The sequence below is a fragment of the Pseudomonas sp. NCIMB 10586 genome, assembly GCF_023127895.1.
Lineage (GTDB): Bacteria > Pseudomonadota > Gammaproteobacteria > Pseudomonadales > Pseudomonadaceae > Aquipseudomonas > Aquipseudomonas synxantha_A.
In genome coordinates this window covers 26,579-42,840 of record NZ_SPKQ01000005.1, presented here as the reverse complement: position 1 = coordinate 42,840, position 16,262 = coordinate 26,579, and the positions used below count along the sequence as shown (strand labels likewise).

Here is a 16,262-nt window from a genome sequence, read left to right as displayed (position 1 = left end):
AAAAGAATGTCCGAAATCACTGGACCAGTTCAGCTTGCTCCCGATAGCGGTGCGTCAGTCAATTAATTTATATCTGACACACGGCTATCGGGAGCAAGCCCCCTCTCACATTGTGTTTTTATAGCGCCTGTTGATCAGCGTTCCACTCGCCCCTAGAACACCGACCACCCAATCCGCTCACTCAACAATTCCAACGCCTTCATCCCCGCCAGCGAGTTCCCTGCCGCGTTCAACTCCGGCGACCACACGCACACCGTAAACTGCCCCGGTACCACCGCGACGATCCCCCCGCCTACCCCGCTCTTGCCCGGCAACCCAACGCGATAGGCAAAATTGCCCGCCTCGTCATACAGCCCGCTGGTAGCCATGATCGAGTTGACCTGCTTGGTCTGGCGCGCTGTCAAAATCTGCTCGCCACTGTGGGCACTCACGCCTTCATTGGCCAAGAAACTGAAGGCCCGGGCCAAGTCCAGGCAGCTCATCTGCAGCGCGCAATAGTTGAAGTAGCTGTGCAGCACCGCGTCCACATCGTTATGGAAGTTGCCGAAGGATTTCATCAGGTAGGCCATGGCCGCATTGCGCGCACCGTGCTGGGCTTCGGATTCGGCGACCACGCTATTGACCAGGATCTGCGGGTTACCCGACAGGCGCCGTACAAAGTCGCGCATCGACAAGATCGGCACCGCAAAGCGCGATTGGTTGATGTCGCAGATCACCAGAGCGCCGGCATTGATAAACGGATTGCGCGGGCGGCCGCGTTCGAATTCCAGTTGCACCATGGAGTTGAACGGTTGCCCCGAAGGTTCGTGGCCCAGGCGTTCCCAGATGCTCTCGCCGCCGTGATCGATAGCCTGCACCAGGCTGAAGACCTTGGAGATGCTTTGCACCGAGAACAGTGTGTCGGCATCACCGGCGCTGTAGGCCGTGCCATCGTTGCCGTAGACCGCAATGCCCAGTTGGTCGGCGGGCACGTCGGCCAGCGCAGGGATGTAGTCGGCCACTTTGCCGAGGCCGATCAGGGGGCGCACTTCGTCGAGAATCGACTCCAGCAGCGCCTGCATGTCTTGTCCTGTCATCTTTGTTTAAATCAGTGATAAGCGAGGCGCGGAGGATACGTTAATGAGCGCGGAAGCCCCACACAATCTCTACCACCCGCTCTGCAATCACCACATACACCAGGATCAATAACACTTGCAGCGCCAGGTGATAAGGCAACCTGGCGAGTCGGCGGATACCGTCACTGACATTCAACAACATCAACAACGCCGACAGGATAATCAGCCCCCAACCAGCGACGTTGGAAGCGAACACCCCGATAAATAACTCACGCCGCCCCATCAACGTATCGGTACCCGCTGCAAACAACAGCGCGCACACCAACAGGTTCTTCACGTTGTCGAAAATCTGGGTGCTCAGATCGTTTTCCAGCAACGCCAGATACCGCGTCCATAAGCTGCGCATACTTGAGTACCGATTGGGAGGGCTCGTCACTCAAGGTAGTTCATTTGCAGGCGCTGTCGAGCCAAGGCGAGGCATTAGAAATGCGCCACGTCCGAGAACAGTTTTTTAGAGGCCTTATCTATAAACGCTCTCCATTTGAGATCAAAGCCAAAAGACAGCTTCTATAATAATCAATCATAATTATTCTTTAATTTTATAATTAGGTTAGAACCAATCGGCATTTTACAGATTCGCCCGTGAGCCCTACTTTCATGCGACGGACCGACCCCCTGCCCGGTGGAGGCTTGTTTACCGACCTCGACAAGGACCTGACCATGAGCATCGAATTCATCGGCTATATCGGCGGCCATCACGCCTCGGAAATCCATCCACGCAGCGGCCCGACCCTGCAACCGGACTATGTCGAAAGCGTAGCCCGTGCCCACGAAACGGCGGGGTTCGACCGCGCTCTGGTGGCATTCCACTCCAACAGCCCGGACAGCACGTTGATCGCGGCCCATGCGGCCAGCGTCACCACCCGACTGCAATTTCTTATCGCCCACCGCCCGGGCTTTGCCCAGCCCACCCTGGCTGCCCGCCAGTTCGCCACGCTGGATGTGTTCAACGGAGGGCGTACCGCCGTGCACATCATCACCGGTGGCGATGACAACGAACTGCGTGCCGATGGCAGCCATATCGGCAAGGATGAACGCTATGCGCGCACCGACGAGTACCTGAGCGTGGTGCGCCAGGAATGGACCAGCGAGCATCCCTTCGACTTCACCGGCACGTACTACCAAGTGCAAGGCGCGCACTCCACGGTGAAGTCGCCGCAACAACCGCATATTCCACTGTACTTTGGCGGTTCCTCAGCTGCTGCGATCGCAGTGGCCGGCAAGCACGCGGATGTGTATGCGCTGTGGGGGGAGACCTATGAACAGGTACGCGAAGTGGTGACCCAGGTGCGGGCAGAAGCGGCCAGGCATGGGCGTACGATTCGCTTCAGCCTGTCATTGCGCCCGATACTCGCCGAGACCGAGGAGTTGGCCTGGCAGCGCGCCGAGCAGATTTTGCAGCAGGCCACAACACTGGCCGAGCAGCATGGTTTTGTGCGCCGTGAACCGCCAAATGAGGGTTCGCGGCGCTTGCTGGCGGCGGCGGCGCAGGGGTCGCGGCTGGATAAGCGTTTGTGGACCGGAATTGCCGGGTTGCTCGGAGCACAGGGTAATTCCACCTCGTTGGTGGGCACGGCTGAGCAAGTGGCCGAGGCGCTGCTGGATTATTACGATCTGGGGATTACCACTTTCCTGATCCGCGGGTTCGATCCGCTCAATGATGCGATCGACTATGGCAAGAAGTTGATTCCCCTCACCCGCCAGTTGGTCGCAGAGAGGGAACAGGCCCAACAAGTAGCTTAAGAACAATGTGGGAGGGGGCTTGCTCCCTCCCACATTTGATTTGCTGCGCACTCAGGATCAGTTCTTGTAGTCGGTATCAGTGCGCTCCAACTGGCGTACCAGCGCATTCCAATGCCGTGCCACGCCCGGCCCTTCCCCATTGCTGAACACCTTGGCCTGCTGCTCGACCTTGGCTACCACCTCTGCGGGCGGGAAAACCAACTCGGCATTCCCCGCCGCCTGCGCAGCAATCTGGATATTGCACGCGCGCTCCAGGCCTTGCAGTTGCTGAAAGGCGTGCTCAACGCTGACACCCGCCGTCAACAAGCCATGGTTACGCAGGATCATCACGCTCTTGTCGCCCAAATCCGCGACCAGCCGCTCGCGCTCGTCCAGGTCCAGGGCCACGCCTTCATAGCCGTGGTAGGCCACGCGCCCTGAGAACGCAATGGCGTGCTGGGAGATCGGCAGCAAGCCGCCTTTCTGCGCTGACACGGCAATGCCGTCGCGGGTATGGGTGTGCAGCACCGCTTGCAAATCGTGACGCGCGCCGTGAATGGCGCTGTGGATCACATAACCGGCGTAGTTGATGCCAAGGCCCGTAGGATCATCGACGAGAGTGCCGTCCAGATCGACCTTAACCAGGTTGGACGCAGTGATTTCATCGAACAACAGCCCAAAGGCGTTAATCAGGAAATGCTCATCGGGCCCCGGCACACGGGCCGAGAAATGGGTATAGATATGGTCGGTCCACTTGTACAGGGCCGCCAGGCGATAGGCGGCGGCCAGTTTGACACGCACCTCCCATTCCTCTGGCGTAACACGTTGGCGGACAGTATTGGAAACACTCGATAGCGAGGTGACGCTGCTCATGACAAAACTTCCTGGATGGCCTTAAGGACGTCAGGCCAGCCTAGGGGAAGCAAAAAAATAATAAAAAGCACATTTTAATCTAAGCTAATTATTATTTTTTTTCATATCACGCCACTTCCCGAACCTTATGCAAAGAAGCCGCCACCCATTGCCCGAACGCATCCACCGGCCCTTGCAGGTTGCCGAGAAAGTGCGGATAGATCAGCCACAAATCCATCACCGGTTTGAAATCCTTGAGCGGCATCACTGCCAGGTGCTCGCGCTGAGCGCTGCGTTCCAGCAACGGACGTGGCACCAGGCCAAGGCCCAGCCCATCCGCCACCAGACCCAGTTGCAACTCGGTGCCGAAGGTTTCCAGGTTGACCCGCAACGCCAGGCCCTGGTCCGACAAGGTGCGCTGCAACCCGGCACGGAAGCCGCAACCATCCGGGTTGAGGATCCAGCCGTTCTGGTACACGTCCGCCAGCTTGCAAGGCTTCTTCGGCAGCTGCGCCTTGGCACAGACCACCACCAGTTCCATCTTGCCGATGGACTCGCCGACAACGTTGTCCGGGAAAATCTTGCCCGCCGGGAACAACGCCACCGCCGCATCCAGTTCGCCGCGTTCGATCTTGCCGACCAATTGGCTGCCCCAGCCGGTGGCAACCTGGGCGCGCAGGTCGGCGTATTCAGTGCGCAGGTGCTTGAGCGCATCCAGCAACACCACATCGCCAATGGTTTGCGGGACGCCCAGGCGTAACACGCCGGTGGGCGGTGCATCGGTGGCCACCAGTTCGCGCAGGGCATCCATCTCACGCAAGATCAGCCGGCATTGTTCATAGACGCGGGTGCCGATCAGCGTCGGCTTGAGGGGTTTGGTGTTGCGGTCGAACAGCTCCACCCCCAGCGCCTGCTCAAAGTTCTGCACACGGCGGGTAATAGCCGGCTGGGTCAGTTGCAACGACTCGGCGGCATGGCTGATGGACTGGCAACGAATCACTTCGACAAAGGCATCGATATCGTCAATTTTCATTTGGGCCGCACATAGAGATCAGTCATTAAGATGTGCGTGAAGCATAGTTGTCGCACACCGCTCTGGATAGCCCACCTTGGGATCGATAACGTCTAACGCTATTCACGGCGGTTCTAAATTACCTGTGGCTATAAGCTAATCATTAAAAAATAGCATATTAACTATAAACATTATGCTTATATAAACCCATCACAACAGCACGATGGAATGGTCATGCCCCAGGCCCGACACCCCGAGAGACTCAGAGCCTTCATAGGCGCCCTGGCGGAATTGATCGACGCCAACCCACGTGAAGGCGACCTGCTGCACCGCGGCGGCAAGCTGCTGGCGCAACTGGTCAGCCATGATGACTGGCTCCCCGACGAGTTCGCCCAGCCCGATCCCGAGCGCTATCAGCAATTTTTGCTGCATGCCGATTCGCGCCAGCGTTTCAGCCTGGTCAGTTTTGTGTGGGGGCCAGGGCAAAGCACGCCGATTCATGACCATCGGGTGTGGGGGCTGATCGGCATGTTGCGGGGCGCTGAGTTTTCCCAGGGCTTTGCACGTGCGCCCGACGGCAGCCTGGTGGCGCAAGGCTCACCCGTCCAGCTGCTGCCGGGCCAGGTCGAGGCGGTATCGCCCAAGATCGGCGATATCCATCAGGTCAGCAATGCCCACCGCGATCAGGTGTCCATCAGCATCCATGTATACGGCGCTAATATCGGTGCGGTACGCCGTGCGGTGTACCAGCCCGACGGCAGCGAAAAATTGTTTATCTCCGGTTATTCCAACGCCACGCTCCCGAACATCTGGGACCTGTCCAAAGAAAAGAGCCCTGCCCTATGACCACCGTATCGACCCGCAGCTTTGCCCAGATTCGTCAGGCCCTGTTGGACCGTGAGGAGCTGGCGTTGATCGACGTGCGTGAAGAAGCGCCGTTTGCCGAGTCCCACCCGTTGTTCGCCGCCAATATCCCGCTGTCCAAGCTGGAACTGGAGGTGTACGCACGCATTCCACGCCGCGATACCCAGGTCACCCTGTATGACAACGGTGAAGGGCTGGCCAGCCGCGCTGCCGAACGTCTACTTGAGCTGGGCTACACCCAGGTCAGCCTGCTTGAGGGGGGACTGGACGGGTGGCGCCGCGCGGGTGGCGAGCTGTTTATCGACGTCAACGTGCCGAGCAAAGCCTTTGGCGAGCTGGTGGAAAGCCAGCGCCACACGCCATCCCTGGCCGCTGAAGAAGTCCAGGCCCTGCTCGACAGCCAGGCCGATGTGGTGGTGCTCGATGCCCGCCGTTTCGACGAATACCAGACCATGAGTATTCCAACCGGTATCAGCGTGCCGGGTGCCGAGCTGGTCTTGCGCGCCCGCGAACTGGCGCCAGACCCGGCCACGCGCATTATCGTCAACTGCGCCGGGCGCACCCGCAGCATTATTGGTACCCAGTCGTTGATCAATGCCGGCCTTCCCAACCCGGTCGCGGCGCTACGCAACGGCACCATCGGCTGGACCCTGGCCGGGCAAACACTTGCCCACAGCCAAGCCCGCCGCTTCGCGCCAACGCCAGAGGAACATCGCCAACCCGCCGCCGAGGCTGCACGCCGCGCTGCCGACAAGGCCCGTGTCGGCCGCGCCACCCTTGACGATCTACACCACTGGCAGCAGGACACGACGCGCACCACCTACCTGTTCGATGTGCGCACCCCGGAAGAATTCGAAGCCGGGCACCTGCCCGGGGCACGCGCCACACCCGGCGGGCAACTGGTGCAGGAGACCGATCATGTCGCCAGCGTCCGCGGTGCGCGCCTGGTGCTGGTCGATGATGACGGCGTGCGTGCCAATATGTCCGCCTCCTGGCTGGCTCAGTTGGGTTGGCAAGTGCACGTGCTGGATGATCTGCAAGCCGAGCACTTCAGCGAACGCGGCGGGTGGGTCGCGCCAGTGCCTGCGCCACCCCAGGCCGAACTGATCAGCCCGCACACCCTCGCCGACTGGCTGGGCCATGGTGACACCGTGGTGCTGGACTTCACCGCGAGCGCCAATTACGTCAAACGCCATATCCCCGGTGCCTGGTGGGTGCTGCGTGCGCAACTGCCCCAGGCCCTGGCCAAGGTGCCGCGTGCCCAGCGCTACGTATTGACCTGCGGCAGCAGCCAATTGGCACGCCTGGCGGTGGCCGAGGTGCAAGCGCTGACCGGCCAGCAGGTGTTCGTGTTGCAGGACGGCACTGCCGCCTGGATCGCCGCGCAACTGCCCCTGGAGGAAGGCGAAACCCACCTCGCCTCACCGCGTATCGACCGCTACCGTCGCCCCTACGAAGGCACCGACAACCCACGGGAAGCCATGCAGGCTTACCTGGATTGGGAGTTCGGCCTGGTCGAGCAACTGGCCCGCGACGGCACCCATGGTTTCTACGTGATCTGACCTGCTGCTGCATCGTTTTCGCCTATCCGACCCCTTCTCCAGGTGGAGGTATCCCCCTTATCCAACGCCTGGAGTGTGTCCCATGCTGTACGCCATCCCTTTCAAACACCTGCTGCTGGGCGCCGCCCTGGCCCTCGGCCTGCTGTCCAGCGTACAGGCTGCCGACCTGCAACCGCTGCGCGTGGCCAACCAGAAATCCACGATCAAGGCGCTGCTGGAAGCCTCTGGCGAAACCCGCAACGTGCCCTACGAAATCAAGTGGTCGGAATTCCCCTCGGCCTCGCCCTTGGGCGAAGCGCTGAATGCCGGCGCCGTTGATGTCGGCGCCCTCGGTGACGCTCCTTATGTGTTCGCCCTGGGCGCCGGCGCATCGCTCAAAGTGATCAGCATCATCCATGCACAAGGGCGTAACACCACCGCGCTGCTGGTGCCCAAGGACTCGCCGATCAAGACCGCGGCCGATCTCAAAGGCAAAAAAATCGTCACCGGGCGCGGCTCCATCGGGCATTACCTGGCGATCAGGGCCCTGAACGATGCGGGCCTGAGCACTCAGGATGTGCAGTTCATATTCCTGCTGCCTGCCGAATCGCGGCTGGTGCTGGACAACGGCACTGCAGACGCCTGGGCCACCTGGGACCCGTACACCACCGTGGTCACCTCACAGAGCAACGCTCGCGTGCTGGTCAGCGGTAAACACGTGCTGAGCAATCACCTGTACTTCGCTGCGACCGGCCAGGCCATTGCCGACAAGCGCGCGCAACTGGACGACTTTGTCGCACGGGTTGACCGCGCCTACGCTTGGGCCAACGCCCACCCCGATGAGTATGCCGCCGCCCAGGCCAGGATCACCGGCTTGCCGCTGGCCGTGCATATCGAAGTGGCCAAGGACACTCACCTGTCGCCGGTCGCGATTGACGACGCGGTGATCAGCGGCCTGCAAGCCACCGCCGACACGTATGTAAAAGAGGGGCTGCTGCCCAATCGCATCGATGTCTCCCAAGGCTTCGACCCAAGCTTTAACGCCAAGCGTGCCACCCTCGACCAGGCCTCGCGCTAAAGAGGGATGCAGTGCGAGCCCCGCTCAAGGCTAGACACCCTCCCACACTTGACCGAGTACATGCTGATGACTCACTCGTCTCTACGCGCTGTAGACGTCGTCGATTTCGACACCACGCTCACCCGCCTCAGCGCCGAACTGGCCGGGACCGCTCATGTCTATGACGAAAGCGGCGCCTTCCCCCACGCCAACTTCAACCTGTTGCACCAACACGGCCTGGTCGCCCTCACCGTCCCCAGCGCCCTCGGCGGCGGCGGTGCCAGCCTGGCACAGGCGCGCAAGGCCATCAGCGCCGTCGCCAAGGGCGAGCCATCCACCGCGCTGATCCTGGTGATGCAGTACCTGCAACACGCCCGCCTGCAAGACAGCAAAACCTGGCCCCGGCACCTGCGCGTACGCATCGCCGAGGACGCGGTGCGCAACGGTGCGCTGATCAATGCCCTGCGCGTCGAGCCGGACCTGGGCACACCGGCCCGTGGCGGTTTACCCGCCACCACCGCCGTGCGCACCGTTGACGGCTGGCGTATCAGCGGGCGCAAACTCTACTCCACCGGCAGCCATGGATTGAGCTGGTTCAGCGTATGGGCGCGCAGCGACGACGCAGACCCGCTGGTGGGCGCCTGGCTGGTGGCCAAGGACAGCCCCGGCGTGAGCATCATCGACACCTGGGATCACCTGGGTATGCGCGCCACTTGCAGCCACGAGGTGGTGCTCGACAACGTACTGGTGCCACTGGACCACGCCGTCAGCGTCAGCCCCTTTAGCGCGCCGCAACCGGAACTGGATGGCGAAGGCTTGCTGTGGATGTCAGTGCTGCTGTCGTCGGTTTACGACGCGGTGGCCCAGGCGGCGCGGGACTGGTTGGTGAATTGGCTGCAAGAGCGCAAGCCATCCAACCTGGGTGCTGCGCTGTCCACTTTGCCGCGCTTTCAGGAAACCGTCGGCCATATCGACACCTTGCTGTTCGCCAATCGCAGCCTGCTTGAGGCTGCCGCCGAAGGCCACACGCCGGCCGCCAACGCCGCACAATTGAAATACCTGGTGACCGGTAACGCGATCCGTGCCGTCGAGCTGGCCATCGAAGCCTCGGGCAACCCAGGCTTGTCACGCCATAGCCCACTGCAACGGCATTACCGCGATGTGCTGTGCAGCCGCGTGCATACCCCACAAAACGACGCCGTGCTGCAAGGTGTCGGCAGAGCCGTGTTTACCCAACACCAGAAGGAGCGCCCATGAGCCACGTGATAATTGCCAGCCAGTTGGACGAAGACTTCAACCAGGTCATTCGCGAACGACTGGCGCCGCTGCACCCCCAAGCTCAGGTGATCGGTGTGCCGGTGGGTGCGCCGAACGACCTGCCACCCCAGGCCAATATCCTGCTGTTGCGCCCGATCAATGTGCGCGGCTATATCGCCCCCGACACGCCCCCACCGGGCTGGCCCTACGGCGCGCAATGGGTGCACCTGGTGTCATCGGGCATCGACTTCTACCCGCAGTGGCTGTTCAACGGCCCGCCTGTGAGCACGTCCAGGGGCAGCGCGGCCGACAACCTGGCCGAATTCGCCCTGGCAGCAATCTTTGCCGCCGCCAAACACCTGCCGGACATCTGGGTGAAAGACTCGCAGTGGAATTTCACCGCCCTGCGCCCGCTCAAAGGTACCACCCTGGGTATCTTGGGCTTTGGGGCGATTGGTGAAAGCCTGGCGCAAAAAGCCCTGGGCCTTGGCCTCAAGGTGATCGCGCTGCGTCAGAGCCAGGCTCCGTTCAGCGCCGGCGTGGAGGCCGCCACTGACATCCACGACCTGTTCGCCCGCGCCGACCACCTGGTGGTGGCGGCACCACTGACCGAGGCAACGCGGCACGTTATCAACCGTGACGTACTGGGCAGCGCCAAGCCGGGGCTGCACCTGATCAACATCGCACGCGGTGGCTTGCTGGATCAGGAGGCGCTGCTGGAGGCGCTGGATAACGGGCAGATCGGGCTGGCATCGCTCGACGTGACCGAGCCGGAGCCGTTGCCGGACGGGCATCCGCTGTATACCCATCCCAGGGTGCGGTTGTCGCCGCATACGTCGGCGATCTCTACCAACAGCAAGGAGGAGATTGCGGATACGTTCCTGGCGAATCTGGAGCGGTATGTGGCGGGCCTTGAATTAACCAACGTAGCAAACGCCTGACGCTATTCAAAGTACAGGAGCTGGCTTGCCTGCTCCCACACTTATCAGCAGCCGCCAGCCAGGCGTTCACGCAGGAACTCGACCAACGCCTGTACCGGCCGTGAACTCTGCCGGTGCTGGGGGTACACCGCCGACAACGTCAGGGCTTCGGGCGCGAACTCGTCCAATACGCTGACCAGGCGACCGTCCTTCAATGCCTCGCCGACTATGAACGTCGGCAGGTAGGTAACCCCCAGCCCGGCAATGGCGGTGTCACGCAGCAAATCGCCGTTGTTGACCCGCATGCGCCCGCTCACATTCAGCGCTTGCAGCTTGCCCTTGAAACGCCATTGCACCTGGCGGCCGTGACCGTAGGGCAGGCAATCGTGGTCGGCAAGGTCGTCAGGTTTTTGCGGCGTGCCGCGCAACGCCAGGTAATCGGGGCTGGCGCAATACACCCTCGGGATGCTGGCGATACGGCGGGCGATCAAGGTGGAGTCTTCCAGGGTGCCGATCCGCAGCACCAAGTCGTAGCCTTCGCCGATCAGGTCTACCGGGCGGTCGCTGAGATCAACCTCCACCGACACGTCGGGATAGCGCTGCAGGAACAGCGGCAGCAGGCAACCCAAGTGCGCCATGGCAAACGAAAGCGGCGCACTGAGGCGAATCGTGCCGCGCGGTTCGCTGTTCTGCCCGGCAATGCCCTGCTCCACCTGCTCGACATCACTGAGCAGGCGCAAGGCGGATTCGTAGTAACTCTGGCCCAGTGGCGTGACATCCAGGCGCCGCGTGGAGCGATTGAGCAGGCGCACGCCCAGGCGTTCTTCCAGCTGGATCAGGCGGCGGCTGACAAATTGCTTGGACAGGCCCAGTTGCTCGGCGGCGGCGGTGAAACTGCCGGACTCCATGACCTGACAGAACAGGCGCATGTCTTCGAAGGGGTTCATTGTCGCTACTCGGTGGACGATGGGCTGTTTTATAACCTGCCAGTGGCCACGCCACAAACCAAAAATATGAACACAATCAAATGTGGGAGGGGCGGTGCGACGATTCGACTTGCTCCCGATAGCGGTGGGTCAGACACAACAGCGCTGACTGTTACACCGCTATCGGGAGCAAGTCGAATCGTCGCACCGCCCCTCCCACAGGGATTACCTACAAGTTTCGAGAACCGGTTATTTGGCAGTAAACGCCGAGTAGCTGTTCATCAGGTTGCGGTAGTTGGGGATGCGCGGCGACAGCAGGTTGGCCAGGCCTTCCATGTCGTTGCGCCAGTCCACTTGCAGCTCGCAGGCCACCGAGAACCAGTTCACCAGTTGCGCACCCGCGGCGGTCATACGTGCCCAGGCAGCTTGTTGCACGGTCTCGTTGAAGGTGCCGGAGGCGTCAGTGACCACAAACACCTCGAAGCCTTCGGCCAGGGCGCACAGGGTCGGGAAGGCAACGCACACATCCGTCACCACACCAGCAATGATGATCTGCTTACGGCCGGTGGCCTTGACGGCCTTGACGAACTCTTCATTGTCCCAGGCGTTGATCTGGCCAGGGCGAGCGATGTACGGCGCGTCCGGGAACAGTGCCTTGAGTTCCGGAACCAGTGGGCCGTTGGGGCCGCTTTCAAAGCTGGTGGTCAGGATGGTCGGCAGGTTGAAGAACTTGGCTACGTCGGCCAGGGCCAACACGTTGTTCTTGAACTCGTTGGGGGAAAAATCCTGCACCAGGGAGATCAGACCGGTCTGGTGATCGACCAGCAGGACAACGGCGTCATCTTTGTTCAAGCGCTTGTAAGTCATGGGTTAACTCCTTCGATTTGCTGATTAAAAGGCAAAGCACGAGCAGCCGAACGCGCCCCAGAAACCCTGGAAGTCGCTGACCGGCACGCTGGAAAGACGGGCTTTTTCATGGCTGTGGGCGTGTACGCCGCACGGGCCGCTGCACTGATGTACCTGCGCCTGCATCGGCGAAGTCGGGCGCCAGTGCCCTGGCACCTTGGCCACCGGCGACCAGTCCGGCAGCACCGGCACGCGCGGCGGGGCGTAATCTTCGAAGTCGCCAGCGCCGTAGACGACCTTGCCGCCGACCACGGTGAGTACCGACTCGATCCACTTGATGGCTTCTTCATCGACACTGAAGAAGTCCGCCGACAACGCGGCCACGTCCGCCAACTGGCCGACCTTGATCTGGCCTTTCTTGCCCTGCTCGGACGAGAACCAGGCGCTGCCGTGGGTAAACAATTCCAGCGCGGTAAGGCGCGGCAAGCCCTCGGCGTGCAGCTCCAGACCGCCGACCGTGCGGCCGCTGACCATCCAGTACAACGAGGTCCAGGGGTTATAGCTGGAGACCCGCGTGGCATCGGTGCCCGCCCCTACCGGCACGCCTTCGGCCAACATGCGTTTGATCGGTGGCGTGGCTTCGGCGGCCTTGGCGCCATAGCGCTCGACAAAGTACTCACCCTGGAACGCCATGCGATCCTGGATCGCAATACCACCGCCGAGGGCGCGCACCCGTTCGATGTTTTTCGGGGTGATGGTTTCGGCATGGTCGAAGAACCACGGCAGGCCATTGAACGGAATGTCACGGTTGACCTTCTCGAACACGTCGAGCATACGCGAGATGGATTCGTCGTAAGTGGCGTGCAGGCGGAACGGCCAGCGCTGTTCCACCAGGTGGCGCACCACCGGTTCCAACTCCTGTTCCATGGTCAGCGGCAGGTCCGGACGTGGTTCGAGGAAGTCTTCGAAGTCCGCAGCGGAGAACACCAGCATCTCCCCGGCACCGTTGTGGCGCAGGTAGTCGTCACCCTGATGCAGGGTGACGCTGCCGGTCCAGTTCTTGAAGTCGCTGAGTTCTTCCTTGGGCTTTTGGGTGAACAGGTTGTAGGCGATGCGCACCGTCAACTGCTGGTCCTTGGCCAGTTGCTCGATCACCGCGTAATCGTCCGGGTAGTTCTGGAAACCACCGCCGGCATCGATAGCGCTGGTCAGGCCCAGGCGATTGAGTTCGCGCATGAATTGGCGGGTGGAGTTGACCTGGTATTCCAGCGGCAGTTTCGGGCCTTTGGCCAAGGTCGAATACAAAATCATCGCGTTGGGCCGCGCCACCAGCATCCCGGTGGGGTTGCCGTTGCTGTCACGTACGATCTCGCCGCCCGGTGGGTTCGGCGTGTCCTTGGTGTAGCCGGCCACGCGCAGCGCCGCACGGTTGAGCAAGGCGCGGTCGTACAGGTGCAGCACGAACACCGGCGTATCCGGCGCGGCCTGGTTGAGTTCTTCCAGGGTGGGCATGCGTTTTTCGGCGAACTGGAATTCGTTCCAGCCGCCGACCACGCGTACCCATTGCGGTGTGGGCGTGCGGTCGGCCTGGTCCTTGAGCATGCGCAAGGCATCGGCCAGGGACGGCACACCCTCCCAGCGCAGTTCAAGGTTGTAGTTCAGCCCGCCGCGGATCAGGTGCAGGTGCGAGTCGTTGAGGCCGGGGATGACGGTGCGGCCCTTGAGGTCGATCACCTGGGTGCCGTTGCCGCGCAGGGCCATGGCCTCGCCGTCAGTGCCGACAGCGACGAAGCGCCCGTCGCGAATGGCGACGGCGCTGGCGCGTGGGTTTTCCCGGTCCACGGTGTGGAACTGGCCATTGAACAGAATCAGATCGGCGTTCATAGGGTTTCCTTTACAGAGGCTTCAAGCCAGGGAGCGAACAGGCGGGTGGCTGCCGGCATCAGCAGGTACACCACCAACAGCACGATGGTGAGGGTGACCAAAAAGGTCGAGACCACGTAGTTGGACAAAAACGGATGCAGCCGCAGGATCGGCCCCCAGATAAAGGGCAGCAGCAAGGTTTGCGGCAGGATCACAAACAGGCTGACCACCGCCTGCTTCCAGCGCGGCGGCTTGGCGGCGCCGTCAGCCTGAGGGGCGAACCAGAACTCATTGGCGCCGCCGATTTCAGTCTGATCGCCGTCAGCCAGCATCGGCGCGGCTTCGTCGATCAGGGCCTGGCGTTGTGGGGAGTCGAGCCACAGTTCCAGGGCATCGGTGGAGCTATAGCGCAATACGCAGGTGAACAGGGCCGTGCCGTTTTGCTGGCTGCGTACCACATCGACGCCCAGGTGGCCGGGGCGTTCGCCAGCGATACGCACGATGCGGCGTAGCCAGGCTTCGTACTCGGTTTCACGGCCGGGCTTGACCCGGTGCTTGACGACCAGCGTGACGACTTCGTCAGAGCTGGTTTTAGGTGTTGGGTCCATGATTGGGTGACTCCCCCGCAGGATTGAGCGATGGGAGGAGTTTGCCGGGCCGGGGGTACTGGGAATTGGATGTATGTGCTGTCTGGGTTTCTGTGGGAGGAGATCACCGACAGTCACTTGGCAGTCAGCTCGCCGCCATATGCTCGGCAATCCGCCCGCGTAGCCAGCGCTCCGCCGGGTCATTGTCATGCACCCCGCTCCAGACCATCGACAGCTCCGCCGCATCAATCGCAAACGGCGGATCCTCGGCCCGCAAGCGGGTGCCTTCGGTCAACGCGCACGCTGCGTAGTCCGGCACGGTCGCGATGATCTGTGTACCCGCCAGCAACGCGCGCAACCCGCTGAACTGCGGCACCGCCAGCACCACCCGCCGCGAGCGGCCGATACGCGCCAGGTCCAGGTCGATATTGCCGCTCAAGTCCCCTGAAAACGACACCATTGCATGGGGCCTGGCGCAGTAGTCATCCAGACTCAGCGGCGCCTCACCGTCATCCCCGCGCAACACCTTGCAGGGAATATCCCGCAGTTTCTTACGTTTGGCATTGGCCGGCAGTTCGGTGGTGTAGCTCACCCCGACCGAAATTTCGCCGCTGGCCAGCAACGATGACATCAACAGGTAATTGGCCCGGCGCACCACCACGATGATGCCCGGGGCCTCTTCGCGCAGTTGGCTGAGCAACGCGGGAAACAGCCCGAACTCGGCGTCATCGGACAGGCCAATGCGAAACACCGCGCAACTGGTGGAAGGGTCGAAATCCTTGGCGCGGCTGACGGCGCCGGAGATGGTGTCCATGGCCGGTTGCAGCTCCTTGAGTATTGCCACCGCACGTGGCGTGGGCTCCATGCCGCGACCGTTGCGCAGCAACAACGGGTCGTCGAACAAATCGCGCAGACGGCCCAGCGCCGCGCTGACCGCCGGTTGGCCCATGAAGAGCTTCTCGGCGACCCGGGTCAGGTTTTTTTCGAACATCAGGGCCTCGAAAATCACCAGCAGGTTCATATCGACGCGACGCAGGTCGTTGCGGTTCATGGCGGTATCCAGACAATTTGCAGAGGGCAAGCAAAGCATGCCCCGCACGCCTGCGATTGCATAGCCGTGCTGTCTTTTATGCGACGGCACCTGGCGAAATTAACAACGATTAACTCGTCAGCCAGGCGGCCCGGCAACAAGATAAGCCGCGTCTACACTGCATCCATTCACGGGAACGCTCCCATCGACTGCGGATATTTGTCATGGCCCGACTTGAGCAATATGCCCCTCGTTTGTCCGCCACCGGTGGCCTGTGCCCCCGGCGCGAGCGCATCGCCAAGCAATTGATCCTCGCCAATCTCGGCGAAAGCCTGGCCATCGCCGACCTGGCCCAGGCCTGCGCCTTGTCGCGCAGCCATTTCTCCCGCGCCTTCAAATGCACCACCGGGGTGTCGCCCCAGGAATGGATTCGCCAGCAGCGGATTCTGCGGGCCAAGGAATTGATCACCGGTTCGTCCTTGAGCCTCACGCAAATCAGCCTGGAATGCGGATTCTGCGACCAGGCGCACTTCTGCCATATGTTCACGCGTAGCGAAGGCGTGAACCCGATGACCTGGCGAAATCACCACTCGCGCTCCAAGCCTGCCGTGATCGCCGCCTAGTGGTCGTGACGCAGCTGGAATATGCTGGCCCAACCCCTACTCCAGAA

General features: G+C 61.7%; 16 protein-coding genes. 7 read left to right on the top strand and 9 right to left on the bottom strand.

The window, feature by feature from the left end:
- Nucleotides 1-152: 152 nt before the first annotated feature.
- Nucleotides 153-1,061 (bottom strand): glutaminase B, encoded by a 909-nt coding sequence (gene glsB / locus E4P01_RS01500; RefSeq protein ID WP_103734397.1) that lies wholly within the window; start codon nt 1,059-1,061, stop codon nt 153-155.
- 55 nt (nt 1,062-1,116) lie between these two features.
- Entirely contained in the window at nt 1,117-1,461 is a 345-nt protein-coding gene (locus E4P01_RS01495) for a hypothetical protein (RefSeq protein ID WP_005787683.1), read from the bottom strand.
- Between the two features lie 314 nt (nt 1,462-1,775).
- Here E4P01_RS01495 and E4P01_RS01490 point away from each other — a divergent pair, with 314 nt between their 5' ends.
- On the top strand, nt 1,776-2,858 hold the full coding sequence (locus E4P01_RS01490) for an LLM class flavin-dependent oxidoreductase (protein WP_216092160.1): 1,083 nt from the start codon (nt 1,776-1,778) through the stop codon (nt 2,856-2,858).
- Between the two features lie 57 nt (nt 2,859-2,915).
- Here the strand turns inward: E4P01_RS01490 and E4P01_RS01485 are convergent, their stop codons facing one another.
- Nucleotides 2,916-3,710 (bottom strand): class II aldolase/adducin family protein, encoded by a 795-nt coding sequence (locus E4P01_RS01485; protein WP_005787679.1) that lies wholly within the window; start codon nt 3,708-3,710, stop codon nt 2,916-2,918.
- A gap of 106 nt (nt 3,711-3,816) precedes the next feature.
- The gene (locus tag E4P01_RS01480; protein WP_032876242.1) at nt 3,817-4,722 is read right to left on the bottom strand and encodes a LysR family transcriptional regulator; all 906 of its coding nucleotides are present in this window, start codon (nt 4,720-4,722) and stop codon (nt 3,817-3,819) included.
- A 213-nt stretch (nt 4,723-4,935) separates the two neighbouring features.
- On the opposite strand from E4P01_RS01480, the gene E4P01_RS01475 reads away from it, so the two are divergent.
- The 5 genes from E4P01_RS01475 to E4P01_RS01455 all read left to right on the top strand — a co-directional run bounded on the left by E4P01_RS01475 (nt 4,936) and on the right by E4P01_RS01455 (nt 10,361).
- Nucleotides 4,936-5,547, top strand: coding sequence for a cysteine dioxygenase (locus tag E4P01_RS01475; protein ID WP_078821119.1), 612 nt, complete (start codon nt 4,936-4,938; stop codon nt 5,545-5,547).
- Nucleotides 5,544-7,127 (top strand): rhodanese-related sulfurtransferase, encoded by a 1,584-nt coding sequence (locus E4P01_RS01470; protein ID WP_216091232.1) that lies wholly within the window; start codon nt 5,544-5,546, stop codon nt 7,125-7,127. Before E4P01_RS01475 ends, E4P01_RS01470 begins: the two co-directional genes overlap by 4 nt.
- 82 nt (nt 7,128-7,209) lie before the next feature.
- Nucleotides 7,210-8,184 carry an ABC transporter substrate-binding protein gene (locus E4P01_RS01465; RefSeq protein ID WP_078821117.1) on the top strand — a complete coding sequence of 325 codons (975 nt, stop codon included), beginning with the start codon at nt 7,210-7,212 and terminating at the stop codon, nt 8,182-8,184.
- A 66-nt stretch (nt 8,185-8,250) separates the two neighbouring features.
- Nucleotides 8,251-9,420 (top strand): acyl-CoA dehydrogenase family protein, encoded by a 1,170-nt coding sequence (locus E4P01_RS01460; protein WP_216091231.1) that lies wholly within the window; start codon nt 8,251-8,253, stop codon nt 9,418-9,420.
- Nucleotides 9,417-10,361, top strand: a complete 945-nt coding sequence (locus tag E4P01_RS01455) for a D-isomer specific 2-hydroxyacid dehydrogenase family protein (protein WP_032876254.1) — start codon at nt 9,417-9,419, stop codon at nt 10,359-10,361. The genes E4P01_RS01460 and E4P01_RS01455 overlap by 4 nt, the downstream gene beginning before the upstream one ends.
- A gap of 44 nt (nt 10,362-10,405) precedes the next feature.
- On the opposite strand, the gene E4P01_RS01450 is transcribed toward E4P01_RS01455, so the two are convergent.
- From E4P01_RS01450 to E4P01_RS01430, 5 genes are all read right to left on the bottom strand, one after another.
- Entirely contained in the window at nt 10,406-11,287 is an 882-nt protein-coding gene (locus E4P01_RS01450; protein ID WP_005787668.1) for a LysR family transcriptional regulator, read from the bottom strand.
- A gap of 228 nt (nt 11,288-11,515) precedes the next feature.
- On the bottom strand, nt 11,516-12,133 hold the full coding sequence (gene ycaC / locus E4P01_RS01445; RefSeq protein ID WP_005787666.1) for an isochorismate family cysteine hydrolase YcaC: 618 nt from the start codon (nt 12,131-12,133) through the stop codon (nt 11,516-11,518).
- Nucleotides 12,134-12,157: 24 nt separating this feature from the next.
- The gene (locus E4P01_RS01440; RefSeq protein WP_032876260.1) at nt 12,158-13,996 is read right to left on the bottom strand and encodes an amidohydrolase; all 1,839 of its coding nucleotides are present in this window, start codon (nt 13,994-13,996) and stop codon (nt 12,158-12,160) included.
- Nucleotides 13,993-14,583, bottom strand: a complete 591-nt coding sequence (locus E4P01_RS01435; RefSeq protein WP_078821115.1) for an antibiotic biosynthesis monooxygenase — start codon at nt 14,581-14,583, stop codon at nt 13,993-13,995. Before E4P01_RS01435 ends, E4P01_RS01440 begins: the two co-directional genes overlap by 4 nt.
- A gap of 124 nt (nt 14,584-14,707) precedes the next feature.
- Nucleotides 14,708-15,613 carry a LysR family transcriptional regulator gene (locus E4P01_RS01430; RefSeq protein ID WP_032876265.1) on the bottom strand — a complete coding sequence of 302 codons (906 nt, stop codon included), beginning with the start codon at nt 15,611-15,613 and terminating at the stop codon, nt 14,708-14,710.
- Nucleotides 15,614-15,816: 203 nt separating this feature from the next.
- Here E4P01_RS01430 and E4P01_RS01425 point away from each other — a divergent pair, with 203 nt between their 5' ends.
- Nucleotides 15,817-16,215: an AraC family transcriptional regulator gene (locus tag E4P01_RS01425; RefSeq protein ID WP_005787660.1), complete on the top strand. Its 399-nt coding sequence runs from the start codon at nt 15,817-15,819 to the stop codon at nt 16,213-16,215.
- Nucleotides 16,216-16,262: the final 47 nt, after the last annotated feature.